The sequence below is a fragment of the Pseudomonas sp. St290 genome (assembly GCF_018325805.1).
GTDB lineage: Bacteria > Pseudomonadota > Gammaproteobacteria > Pseudomonadales > Pseudomonadaceae > Aquipseudomonas > Aquipseudomonas bijieensis.
Genome location: NZ_AP014703.1, coordinates 3,671,227 through 3,684,030, shown reverse-complemented (window position 1 = coordinate 3,684,030; position 12,804 = coordinate 3,671,227). Strand labels below are relative to the sequence as shown.

Here is a 12,804-nt window from a genome sequence, read left to right as displayed (position 1 = left end):
GGAACTAGAAAACTCAACACAGCGGGCAATTGTTGGCAGCGGCCCCGAGCCCAAGAATCTGTGGCAGACCGGGAAAAATTCCCGGGTATAACAATAACCGCAGAGGTAGCCGTCATGAGTCATCCCGCACGTCGCCAACCCTTCGCCGTGAGCCTGCTGCTCAGTGCCATGCTGCTGTCCGGTTCGGCCCTTGCAGCCGTGACCGATCAGGAAATTCTCCAGGACCCGAAAAACCCGCAACAGGTCGTGACCAACGGCCTGGGTGTCCAGGGCCAGCGCTACAGCCCGCTCGATACCCTCAATGTCAATAACGTCAAGGACCTGCGCCCGGTCTGGGCGTTCTCCTTCGGCGGCGAAAAGCAGCGTGGCCAGCAAGCCCAGCCGATGATCAAGGACGGGGTGATGTACCTCACCGGTTCTTACTCGCGGGTATTCGCGGTGGACGCGCGCACCGGCAAGAAACTGTGGCAGTACGATGCGCGCCTGCCCGATGACATCCGCCCTTGCTGCGACGTGATCAACCGTGGCGTGGCGCTGTATGGCGACCTGGTGTTCTTCGGCACTCTCGACGCCAAGCTGGTGGCCCTGAACAAGGACACCGGCAAAGTGGTGTGGAGCAAGAAAGTGGCCGACCACAAGGAAGGCTACTCCATCAGCGCCGCGCCGTTGATCGTCAACGGCAAGCTGATCACGGGCGTGGCCGGTGGCGAGTTCGGCGTGGTAGGCCAGATCAGCGCCTATGATCCGAAAAATGGCGAACTGCTCTGGACCCGTCCAACCGTGGAAGGCCACATGGGCTATGTCTACAAGGACGGCAAGGCGGTCGAGAACGGTATTTCCGGCGGCGAGGCCGGCAAGACCTGGCCGGGCGATCTCTGGAAAACCGGCGGTGCCGCGCCTTGGCTGGGTGGCTACTACGACCCGGAAACCAACCTGCTGCTGTTCGGCACCGGCAACCCGGCACCGTGGAACTCCCACCTGCGTCCTGGCGACAATCTCTATTCTTCGTCGCGCCTGGCCCTGAACCCGGACGACGGCACCATCAAGTGGCACTTCCAAAGCACGCCTCATGACGGCTGGGACTATGACGGCGTCAACGAACTGATCTCGTTCAACTACAAGGACGGTGGCAAGGACATCAAGGCAGCGGCCACCGCCGACCGTAACGGCTTCTTCTACGTGCTCGACCGCACCAACGGCAAGTTCATCCGTGGCTTCCCGTTTGTCGACAAGATCACCTGGGCCACTGGCCTGGACAAGGACGGTCGGCCGATCTACAACGAGGCCAGCCGTCCGGGCGCGCCGGGCAGCGAAGCGAAGGGCAGCTCGGTATTCGTGGCACCGGCCTTCCTCGGCGCGAAAAACTGGATGCCGATGGCCTATAACCAGGACACCGGGTTGTTCTACGTGCCATCCAACGAGTGGGGCATGGACATCTGGAACGAAGGCATCGCCTACAAGAAAGGCGCGGCGTTCCTTGGCGCCGGTTTCACCATCAAGCCGCTGAACGAAGATTACATCGGCGTGCTGCGGGCCATCGACCCCAAGACCGGCAAGGAAGTCTGGCGCCACAAGAACTTCGCGCCGCTGTGGGGCGGGGTGCTGACCACCAAGGGCAACCTGGTGTTCACCGGTACGCCTGAAGGCTTCCTGCAAGCGTTCAACGCCAAGACCGGGGAAAAGGTCTGGGAATTCCAGACTGGTTCCGGCGTGCTCGGCTCGCCCATCACCTGGGAAATGGACGGCGAGCAATACGTCTCCGTGGTCTCTGGCTGGGGCGGCGCGGTGCCGTTGTGGGGCGGCGAAGTGGCCAAGCGCGTGAAGGACTTCAACCAGGGCGGCATGCTCTGGACCTTCAAGTTGCCAAAGGACTTGGTGGCCAAGCGCTGAGCTGAATCTGGGGCGGGTGCAGCCCTTGTGGCGACTGCTCTGTGGGAGCAAAGCTTGCTCGCGATGCAGTCGCCTCGGTTACCTGAGAGACCGCATCGCCTTCATCGCGGGCAAGCCTTGCTCCCACAGGGGCGATGCGTCGTTTCACCAAAAAACCTCGTCCCAATGCTTGAAACCTACGACCAAATAACGAGAGTCCCCCCTGCCAACGACGCATTCGTCCGGCTGGCGGGGCTCTCTACCATCGGCCTATCGCCTGTCCCGTGACAGGCATCGACCAGGCAGAGGCCCATCATGATCTACGCACAACCCGGAACCCCAGGCGCCGTCGTTTCCTTCAAACCGCGTTATGGCAATTTCATCGGCGGCGAATTCGTCGCGCCGGTCAATGGCGAGTACTTCACCAACACGTCCCCGGTCAACGGCGAAGTCATCGCCGAGTTCCCACGCTCCAGCGCCGCCGACATCGACAAGGCCCTGGATGCCGCCCACGCCGCAGCCGACGCCTGGGGCAAGACCTCGGTGCAGGACCGTTCCCTGGTGCTGCTGAAAATCGCCGACCGTATCGAGCAGCACCTGGAAGTCCTCGCCATCAGCGAGACCTGGGACAACGGCAAGGCCGTGCGCGAAACCCTCAATGCCGACGTACCGCTGTCGGCTGACCATTTCCGTTACTTCGCCGGCTGCATTCGCGCCCAAGAGGGCGGGGCCGCCGAGATCAACGAACTGACCACGGCCTATCATTTCCATGAGCCGCTGGGTGTGGTCGGGCAGATCATCCCGTGGAACTTTCCGCTGCTGATGGCCGCCTGGAAACTCGCCCCGGCCCTGGCCGCAGGTAACTGCATCGTGCTCAAGCCGGCGGAGCAGACGCCGCTGTCGATCACGGTCTTCATCGAACTGATCGCCGACCTGCTGCCTCCCGGTGTGTTGAACATCGTCCATGGTTTCGGCCGCGAAGCCGGCGAAGCCCTGGCCACCAGCAAGCGCATTGCCAAGATCGCCTTCACCGGTTCCACCCCGGTCGGCTCGCACATCATGAAATGCGCCGCCGAGAACATCATCCCGTCCACCGTGGAGCTGGGCGGCAAGTCGCCGAACATCTTCTTCGAAGACATCATGCAGGCCGAGCCAGCCTTCATCGAAAAAGCCGCCGAAGGCCTGGTGCTGGCGTTCTTCAACCAGGGCGAAGTCTGCACCTGCCCATCCCGCGCCCTGGTGCAGGAGTCGATCTATGCGCCGTTCATGGCCGAGGTGATGAAGAAAATCGCCAAGATCAAGCGCGGCAACCCACTGGATACCGAGACCATGGTCGGTGCCCAGGCTTCCCAGCAGCAATACGACAAGATCCTCTCCTACCTGGAAATCGCCCGGGAAGAGGGCGCCGAACTGCTGACCGGCGGTGCGGCCGAGCATCTGGAGGGCGACTTGTCGAGTGGCTATTACATCCAGCCGACCCTGCTCAAGGGGCATAACAAGATGCGTGTGTTCCAGGAGGAGATCTTCGGCCCGGTGGTGGGCGTGACCACCTTCAAGGACGAAGCCGAAGCCCTGGCCATCGCCAACGACACCGAGTTCGGCCTGGGCGCCGGCCTGTGGACCCGCGACATCAACCGCGCCTACCGCATGGGCCGGGCGATCAAGGCCGGTCGCGTCTGGACCAACTGCTACCACCTGTACCCGGCGCACGCCGCGTTCGGTGGCTACAAGAAGTCCGGCGTGGGCCGTGAGACGCACAAGATGATGCTCGACCACTACCAGCAGACCAAGAACCTGCTGGTGAGCTACGACATCAATCCGTTGGGGTTCTTCTAACCCAGCAACACTGCACCCCCTGTGGGAGCGAGCCTGCTGTGGGAGCAAGGCTTGCCCGCGATACAGACGACTCGGTCAGCCGATCAGGCCGAGGGCGATTCATCGCGAGCAAGCTTTGCTCCCACAGCAGGCCCCACATTTGAATATGTATGCCCCTGAATTGATACCAACGCACCCCACCCACCGCTTCGAAAGTAGCATTCGAACGCCGGGTACAGCGTGCATTAATGACTTGCCGGAATCGCCCGGTACAAGAAGAGGAAAGACCCATGTGGACTAAACCCGCGTACACCGACCTGCGTATTGGCTTTGAAGTGACGATGTACTTCGCCAACCGATGAGTGCCGGCCCGGCCTGGAGCGTTCAGGCCGGGCTACCCATTGGTCTGATTGCATTCACAGCGGGATGCTTTAGGCTCAAGGTATTCCCAGACAATAACAACAGGCTTACCGATGAGCCACGTACCTGAAAAAATGAGCCTCAGCCCGCTGCGCAAGTTCGTTTCCCCTGAAATCATGTTTGGTGCCGGTTGTCGGCACAATGTCGGCAATTACGCCAAGACCTTCGGTGCACGCAAGGTGCTGATCGTCACCGACCCCGGGGTCATCGCCGCCGGTTGGGTGGCTGACGTCGAAGCCAGTCTCCAGGCCCAAGGCATCGATTACTGTGTCTACAGCGCGGTCTCGCCCAATCCGCGGGTCGAGGAAGTGATGCTCGGTGCCGACCTTTACCGGGAAAACCATTGCGATGTCATCGTCGCGGTGGGTGGTGGCAGCCCGATGGATTGCGGTAAAGGCATCGGCATCGTCGTTGCCCATGGCCGCAACATTCTTGAGTTCGAAGGCGTCGATACCCTGCATGTACCCAGTCCGCCGCTGATCCTTATTCCCACCACGGCGGGGACGTCGGCTGACGTGTCGCAGTTCGTGATCATTTCCAACCAGCAAGAACGAATGAAGTTTTCCATCGTCAGCAAGGCGGCGGTACCGGATGTATCGCTGATCGACCCGGAAACCACCCTGAGCATGGACCCGTTCCTGTCCGCCTGTACCGGCATCGACGCCTTGGTACATGCCATCGAGGCCTTCGTGTCCACCGGCCACGGCCCGCTGACCGACCCCCATGCGCTGGAAGCGATGCGCCTGATCAACGGCAACCTGGTGCAAATGATCGCCAACCCGGCGGACATCGCCCTGCGGGAAAAGATCATGTTGGGCAGCATGCAGGCCGGGTTGGCGTTCTCCAACGCGATTCTCGGTGCAGTTCACGCGATGTCCCATAGCCTGGGCGGTTTCCTCGATTTACCCCATGGCTTGTGCAACGCGGTCCTGGTGGAGCATGTAGTGGCGTTCAACTACAACTCGGCGCCGGACCGTTTCAAGGTGATTGCCGAGACGCTGGGCATCGATTGCCGGGGGCTCAACCACCGGCAGATTCGCACCCGGTTGGTGGAGCACCTGATTGCCCTCAAGCACACCATCGGCTTCCACGAGACCCTGGGCCTGCATGGCGTGAGCACCTCGGACATTCCGTTCCTGTCGCAACATGCGATGGATGACCCGTGCATCCTTACCAATCCTCGGGAGTCGAGCCAGCGGGATGTCGAGGTCGTCTATGGCGAAGCCCTCTGACGAGCAGCAAAAAGCCCTGGCCGGGCTGCTGGGGCTGGGCAACCATTCAACGCGCAAGAGTCACTACCCGGAACTGGCGGCGCGCCTCGATGAGCTGGAACAGGCCCGGCAACACCTGCAACAGCTCAATGATCAGCTGGAGCAGCGAGTGGCCGAGCGCACCGATGCGTTGCTGGAGGCCAACCACAACCTGCAGCAGCAGATCGCCCAGCGCGAGTTGATCGAACAGCAGTTGCGCGATGCCCGGGACGCCGCCCAGGCCGCCAATCGCAGCAAGGACAAATACCTGGCCGCCGCCAGTCATGATCTGTTGCAGCCACTCAACGCGGCCCGCCTGCTGATCGCCACGTTGCGCGAACGCCAGTTGCCTACCGCCGAGCATGTGCTGGTGGAACGGACCCACCAGGCGCTCGAAGGGGCTGAAGACCTGCTCACCGACCTGCTGGACATCTCTCGGCTGGATCAAGCCGCCGTCAAGCCCGACCTGGCGCCGTATCGGCTGGATGAGTTGCTGGGTCCGCTGGTTTCAGAGTTTCAATCGGTGGCCGGCGCCGCCGGATTGGACCTGCGGGCGCGGTTTGGCGACGAAGCGGTGCTGACCGATTTGCGCTTGATCAGCCGTATCCTGCGCAACCTGCTGAGCAACGCCTGCCGCTATACCGATCAGGGCGGTATTCTCCTGGCGGCCCGGCGCCGGGGAGGGCAATTGAGCATTGAAGTCTGGGATACCGGGCGTGGCATCGCTGCCGATTGCCTGGAGTCGATTTTCCTTGAATTCAACCAGCTCGACGTCGGCCGGGCGGCGGACCGCAAAGGCGTGGGCCTGGGGCTGGCGATTGTCGAACGCATCGCCCACATCCTCGGCTATCGGGTCCAGGTGCGCTCTCGGCCGGGACGTGGTTCGGTGTTCAGCATCGAGGTGCCGCTGTCCAGCGAAAAGCCCCTGCCCGTGTCGCTGCTCCCCGTACAGGCGGTTGCCGGCAACCCGCTGCCAGGGCGGCGTTTGTTGGTAATCGACAACGAATTGAGCATTTTGCAAAGCATGGCTGCGCTGTTGGGGCAGTGGGGCTGCGAAGTGTTGACCGCCACCGACGAAGCGGGCGCCCTCGACGTGCTACAAGAACGCGCGCCGGAGTTGATCCTGGCGGATTTCCACCTGGATCATGGGGTCGTGGGCTGTGAAGTGGTCAAACACCTGCGCGAGCATTTCCAGCAGGCGATCCCCGCAGTGATCATCACCGCCGACCGCAGCGACCAATGCCGCCGCGCCCTGCGCAAACTGGGTGCGCCGCTGCTCAACAAACCGGTCAAGCCTGGCAAGTTGCGGGCGGTGTTGAGCCAGATGCTCGGGTAGCGGTCCTCTTAAAGAGCACCGAAATCGCAACTACCACAAATCCTTGTGGGAGCGAGCCTGCTCGCGATAGAAGTTTCATGTTATGTTATCCGCTTTCGTTTGGCAGGGATTCTCATTCCTCGCCTTGCACGGACCAACGACCTTCCATCCGAGTAATGCCATGAGCCTACCTTCAAGCATGACGAGCCCGTCCGGCGTCATCGCGCCTTTACTTGTAACCAGCGCCGCCAAAATCCATGTACGCATGCTTGCCATTGATGCCCTGCGCGGTTTCGTCATGTTGCTGATGCTGGTGGATCACGTTCGCGAGACATTCCTGCTGCATCGTCAGGTCACCGACCCCATCGATGCGCTCAGCGTGACCCCGGACCTGTATTTCACCCGTCTGCTCAGTACGCTCTGTGCCCCGGTCTTCATTTTCCTCACCGGTTTGTCGGCCTGGCTCTACAGCCAGAAACATACCGCCGGCCAGACCTCGTTGTTCCTGCTCAAGCGTGGCTTGTTCCTGGTCTTCCTGGAATTGACCTTCGTGTGTTTCGCCTGGAACGCCGAGTTCCCGCCCAAGACCCTGTGGCTGCAAGTGATCTGGTGCATTGGCATCTGCATGATCGTCCTGGCCGCGTTGCTGCACCTCAAGCGCAGTTGGCTGATCGTCCTCGGCGTTGCCATCGTCGCCGGGCACAATCTGTTGGACGGTGTGGTGCTGGGGCCAGACTCTCCGTTTTTCGTGCCGTGGTCGATTCTTCATCAACGGGCGTTCATCGATATCACCGAGTTCACCCGGGCCCGCACCACGTATCCGGTGCTGCCGTGGATCGGCGTGATCCTGCTGGGCTGGGCCATCGGGCCGTGGTTTGGCAAGGACGTTGAACCCGCCGTGCGCCTGCGGCGGTTGTTCAAGACGGGCCTGGGCCTGCTGCTGGCCTTTGTGCTCATCCGTTACCTGAACGTATACGGCGATAAACCCTGGGTCCAGACCGGCGACGCGCTGCGCACCTTCATGAGCTTCATGAGCGCGACGAAGTATCCGCCGTCGCTGATGTTCCTGATGCCGACCCTGGGAATAGGGCTGATGTTGCTGGCTCTCTTTGAAAAAGCCCAGGAGCGGGGTGTTATTGCGCTGTTGGCGATCTATGGCGGCGCCCCGATGTTCTTTTACCTGCTGCACCTTTACGTGCTCAAGGCCCTGTACCTGATCGCAGTTGCCATCTGGGGCACCAACCAGGGTACTTATTTCGGGTTCGATGATTTACCCATGGTGTGGTTGTGGAGTGTGTTACTGGGTGTCGTGCTGTTTTTTCCGACCCGTTGGTTCGCCGGGTTCAAGCAACGGCGGCGTGATATCGCGATCCTCAAGTATCTTTGACCCACAGGGGCTCTGGACGCGCGAACGGTGCCGATCAGGGCCATTAAAATGCCGTCATTTGGTCGGCGTTTTTGCCATGAATGTAAAAAGACGCTTCGGTCTGTTTATTTCCTTATGTAAACTGCCCCCCGCTGCGACAATCGGGCACGGCCACGCCAGGCCCGATCAACACCGTTCGCAGCGTCCCTCACCCCAGCTGAAGCCAAGACCTACAAGAAGTCAGCGCCGGAGAGACATAAACGAGAGGCCGACGTATCGCTCGGCCCTGTAGGTCCATCCTCCAGTCCGTCTCGATACCCATCCTGCTGGCGTTGCCGGTGGCCGATGAGGTCTATCCTTGACCAGGGCAGGTGGACGGAATGGCGTTCATCCTAGGGATACACACATGTTGAAGAAAACACACACGGCGCTACTGGGCCTGGCGATGGCGATGGGTCTTGCGACCACGCACGCCGCCGAGCCAAAAAAAGTGGATGTCTTGCTCATTGGTGGGGGCATCATGAGCTCGACACTCGGCGTCTGGCTCAATGAGCTGGAGCCGGGCTGGACCATGGAAATGGTCGAGCGCCTGGACGGTGTTGCCGAAGAGAGCTCCAACGGCTGGAACAATGCCGGCACCGGTCACTCCGCGCTGGCCGAGCTGAACTACACGCCGGAAGACAAGAACGGCAAGGTCGATATCTCCAAGGCCATCGAAATCAACGAAGCCTTCCAGATCTCCCGTCAGTTCTGGTCCTGGCAGGTCAAGAACGGTGTGTTGAAGAACCCGCGTTCGTTCATCAACTCCACGCCGCACATGAGCTTTTTGTGGGGCGACGAGAACATCGCGTTCCTGAAGAAACGCTACGAAGCCCTCCAGGCCAGCCCGTTGTTCGCGGGCATGCAGTACTCCGAAGATCGCGAGCAGATCAGCAAGTGGGTTCCGCTGATGATGCAAGGGCGTGACCCGAGCCAGAAAGTCGCGGCCACCTGGAGTCCACTGGGCACCGACGTGAACTTCGGCGAAATCACCCGCCAATTCGCAGCTTATCTGCAAACCAAGCCGAACTTCTCCCTCAAGCTGTCCAGCGAAGTGGAAGACATCACCCGCAACGAAGACGGCACCTGGCGCGTTTCCTACAAGAACCTGAAAGACGGTACCGAAACCGAGACCGACGCCAAGTTCGTGTTCATTGGCGCTGGCGGCGGTGCCTTGCATCTGCTGCAGAAGTCCGACATCCCGGAAGCGCGTGAATACGCAGGTTTCCCGGTGGGTGGTTCGTTCCTGGTCACCGAAAATCCGACCGTTGCCCAGTTGCACCTGGCCAAGGCGTACGGCAAGGCTTCGGTCGGCGCACCGCCGATGTCGGTTCCACACCTGGACACCCGAGTGCTGGACGGCAAGCGCGTAATCCTGTTTGGCCCGTTCGCAACGTTCTCCACCAAGTTCCTGAAGAACGGTTCGTACTTCGACCTGCTGACCAGCACCACCACCCACAACGTGTGGCCGATGACCAAGGTCGGTATCGAACAGTACCCACTGGTCGAGTACCTGGCCGGTCAACTGATGCTGTCGGATGAAGACCGTTTTGCCGCCTTGAAGGAATACTTCCCGGAAGCCAAGCAGGAAGACTGGCGCCTGTGGCAGGCTGGCCAGCGCGTGCAGATCATCAAGCGTGACGAAGAGAAGGGCGGCGTGCTGAAACTCGGTACCGAAGTGGTCGCTTCCCAGGACGGCAGCATCGCCGGCCTGCTGGGTGCTTCGCCAGGCGCCTCGACCGCTGCGCCGATCATGCTGACCGTGCTTGAGAAGGTCTTCAAGGACAAGGTCGCCAGCCCGGCCTGGCAGGAAAAACTGCGCCAGATCGTGCCGAGCTACGGCACCAAGCTCAACGATAGCCCTGAGCGTGTTGCCCAGGAATGGGCCTACACCAGCGAGGTCCTGCAACTGGATCCGCCGCCAGCGATCGGCAAGCCAGGGACCCCTGCGGCACCGGCCAAGCCGGCTGCTGCCCGCGAAGCCAATCCAGCGGCTGACATGGCGCTGTAAACCGGACACTGTCTGGTGAGGTACAAGAACGCCGCTCATTGAGCGGCGTTTTTTTTGCTCCCATCACAAGCCGCTCGGGCGTATACCGACACCCACTGTGCGGGCTTGCTCGCGAAGACGGCAGCCCATTCAACATCCCCTCCAACTGACCCACCGCCTTCGCGAGCAAGCCTGCTCCCACAGAACGCCTGAGGCGAGCATCAGATCTGAAAACACCCGAGAATCCCTGTGGGAGCGAGCCTGCTCGCGAAGACGGTAGCCCATTCAACATCCCGCCAACTGACCCAACGCCATCGTGATCGCGAGCATCCTCGCTCCCACCAGACCTCACGCTCCATACCCTTCCAAATGAAGCTTTCATGACAAAAGTTCGGTAGCACATCGCCATTCCCGTCATGCCTGTGTGACGTGTTCGAGGGGACCTTTCAGGTCGTTTGGAGCCGGGGCGCGAAGCCGGGAGTGAGGCGATGGGGACTATGGAACGTTATTCGAAAGTAGGCATGCAGGAGCTTGACCAGCGGCTGTCGAAGATCGTCGAGGCGGCGCGCAAGCAGCCGGTCTCGGTGTATCGCTACGGCGCGCCGTGGGTCTGGATCGTTTCCCAGGATGACTGGCAGGGCGCGCTCAAGGAAGTGTCCAGCTACATCCCGCAGGGCCATTCACTGGTGTTGCTGCGGCCGCAGATCGATGACCTGCTGGATGAGCATCGCGAGGTGCTGCAAGGCCTCAACGCCAGCGCCCAGATGCTGATCGCGCCGCAAACCGCCATGCACATCCTCCTGCTGCAACTGCTCTATTCAGTGCCCAGCGAGCAGCAACTCTACGAACAACTCAACTACAACCTGCTGTTCCGCTGGTTCGTCGGCCTGGACCTGAACCAGAAGGTCTGGAGCTTCAACGTCCTGAGCAAAGACCTCGCCACGCTGCTGGGCGACGCGCGGGCGGTGCGGCTCATCCAGAAAATCATTGGTGAAGTGTTCTGTGGCGCCTTGCTGCAAATGCCGGAGTTCTCCTTGAATTTCGCGCTGCTGCATACCTGGCTGGCCCGGCATGCCACGACATCGACCGCTAGCAATTGAGCCGTACTTTGAATTCAGGGGGTGGTGTGGAGCATTTCTTCAAATCGCGGCCGGCGCTGTGGGGCTGGCTGCTGTTGGCGGTCGGGGGGCCGTCGGCATTCGCCGCAGAAGGAGGGCAGGGGGCCGAAGCGGCGCCGGTTCGCCTGGTGGACGTGAACGAGTATTTCGTGCGTGGCAACACCGTGCTTGATGCCCGGGCCATCGAAGAAGCGGTGTATCCGTTCCTCGGCCCGCAAAGGGCCTTGAGCGACATCGAAGGCGCCCGGGAAGCGCTGCAAAAGGCCTATCAGGCGCGCGGTTACCAATCGGTGTTCGTCGAGTTGCCGGAGCAGAAGGTCGAAGACGGCATCGTCTACCTGCAAGTCAGCGAAACCAAGGTCGGTCGGGTGCGCGTGGTGGGGGCCAAGCACTATTCGCCCGTGGAAATTCGTGACGACGTGCCGGCGCTCAAGGAAGGCGAGGTACCGGATTTCGCCCAGGTCCAGGCGGAACTGGCGCAGTTGAACAAGACCCCGGGGCGCCAGGTCATGCCGCTGGTACGCGAAGGCCAGCGCCCCGGAACCATGGACGTCGATTTGCAGGTCGAAGACCAGAACCCCTGGCAAGCCAGCCTGGGGCTGAACAACGACTACAGCGCCGACACCGAAAAACTGCGTACGGTCGCGAGCCTGGGCTACAACAACCTCTGGCAATTGGGCCACAGCGTTTCGCTGACTTTCTTTACCGCCCCCCAGGACACCGAAAACGCCAAGGTCTGGTCGGGTTCCTACACCGCGCCGCTGAGCGAACGCTGGAGCGTGCAGTTCTCGGGTTACCAATCCGACAGCAACGTGGCGACCGTCGGCGGCAGCAACGTGTTGGGCAAAGGTCATTCCTACGGGGTGTCGGCGATTTACAGCCTGCCTTCCAGTGGGGCATGGGCCAACAGTTTTTCGGTCGGGGTGGACTTCAAGGATTTCGACGAGGAGCTCAACCTCGGCGGTGCCAGCGACAAGGCACCGCTCAAGTACGCGCCATTCACCTTTGCCTACAACGGCTTTCGCTACACCGAAAACAGCCAGTTGGGCCTCGGCCTGAGCCTGGTGGCGGGTACGCGTAGCCTTCTGGGCTATGGCAGCACCGACGAAGAATTCGACTACAAGCGCTATCGCGCCAGCCCCTCCTTCGCCGTGCTCAAGGGCGACGGTAATTACACCTTCACCTTCGCCAATGATTGGCAAACCGCCTCCAAGGCCGCTTTCCAACTGGCCTCCGGGCCGCTGGTTTCCAACGAACAATTCTCCGCCGGCGGCGCCACCTCGGTACGCGGCTATCTGGCTGCCGAGCGCACCGGGGACGACGGCTACTTGCTGTCCCAGGAGCTGCGCACTCCGTCGCTGGCCAAGTTTCTCGGCAGCTATGTCCAGGAGTGGCGCTTCTATGCCTTCGCCGAAGGCGCGCAGTTGTACCTGCGCGACGAACTGCCCGATCAGGAAGCCGATTACAGCCTCGCCAGCGTCGGCCTCGGCACCCGCGCGAGCCTGAGCAAATGGCTGTCCGGCAGCCTCGACTGGGGCTATCCGCTGCTCGAAGGGCCGAACACCTCGAAACAGGAATCGCGCCTGCACTTCAACCTGCAAGCGACGTTTTGAACCCAGGAG

General features: G+C 61.3%; 9 protein-coding genes. All 9 read left to right on the top strand.

What is annotated here, in order from left to right:
• Positions 1-114 precede the first annotated feature (114 nt).
• The 9 genes from PBDP_RS16065 (at position 115) to PBDP_RS16025 (ending at position 12,795) form a co-directional block, all read left to right on the top strand.
• Positions 115-1,890 carry a PQQ-dependent methanol/ethanol family dehydrogenase gene (locus PBDP_RS16065; RefSeq protein ID WP_109754241.1) on the top strand — a complete coding sequence of 592 codons (1,776 nt, stop codon included), beginning with the start codon at positions 115-117 and terminating at the stop codon, positions 1,888-1,890.
• A 294-nt stretch (positions 1,891-2,184) separates the two neighbouring features.
• Positions 2,185-3,705, top strand: coding sequence for an acetaldehyde dehydrogenase ExaC (gene exaC / locus PBDP_RS16060; protein WP_116832538.1), 1,521 nt, complete (start codon positions 2,185-2,187; stop codon positions 3,703-3,705).
• Positions 3,706-3,974: 269 nt separating this feature from the next.
• On the top strand, positions 3,975-4,046 hold the full coding sequence (gene pqqA, locus PBDP_RS16055; RefSeq protein WP_003243383.1) for a pyrroloquinoline quinone precursor peptide PqqA: 72 nt from the start codon (positions 3,975-3,977) through the stop codon (positions 4,044-4,046).
• Between the two features lie 132 nt (positions 4,047-4,178).
• Positions 4,179-5,336, top strand: a complete 1,158-nt coding sequence (gene ercA / locus PBDP_RS16050) for an alcohol dehydrogenase-like regulatory protein ErcA (RefSeq protein ID WP_109754282.1) — start codon at positions 4,179-4,181, stop codon at positions 5,334-5,336.
• Positions 5,320-6,690 carry a hybrid sensor histidine kinase/response regulator gene (locus tag PBDP_RS16045; RefSeq protein ID WP_109754239.1) on the top strand — a complete coding sequence of 457 codons (1,371 nt, stop codon included), beginning with the start codon at positions 5,320-5,322 and terminating at the stop codon, positions 6,688-6,690. The genes ercA and PBDP_RS16045 overlap by 17 nt, the downstream gene beginning before the upstream one ends.
• A gap of 178 nt (positions 6,691-6,868) precedes the next feature.
• Positions 6,869-8,056: an acetyltransferase domain-containing protein gene (locus tag PBDP_RS16040; protein ID WP_428983245.1), complete on the top strand. Its 1,188-nt coding sequence runs from the start codon at positions 6,869-6,871 to the stop codon at positions 8,054-8,056.
• A 385-nt stretch (positions 8,057-8,441) separates the two neighbouring features.
• Positions 8,442-10,085 carry a malate dehydrogenase (quinone) gene (gene mqo / locus PBDP_RS16035; protein ID WP_109754237.1) on the top strand — a complete coding sequence of 548 codons (1,644 nt, stop codon included), beginning with the start codon at positions 8,442-8,444 and terminating at the stop codon, positions 10,083-10,085.
• Between the two features lie 476 nt (positions 10,086-10,561).
• A complete protein-coding gene (locus PBDP_RS30325) occupies positions 10,562-11,164 on the top strand; it encodes a transposase (RefSeq protein WP_116832535.1) in 603 nt (200 codons plus the stop codon).
• Between the two features lie 68 nt (positions 11,165-11,232).
• On the top strand, positions 11,233-12,795 hold the full coding sequence (locus PBDP_RS16025; RefSeq protein WP_370873815.1) for a ShlB/FhaC/HecB family hemolysin secretion/activation protein: 1,563 nt from the start codon (positions 11,233-11,235) through the stop codon (positions 12,793-12,795).
• Positions 12,796-12,804 lie beyond the last annotated feature (9 nt).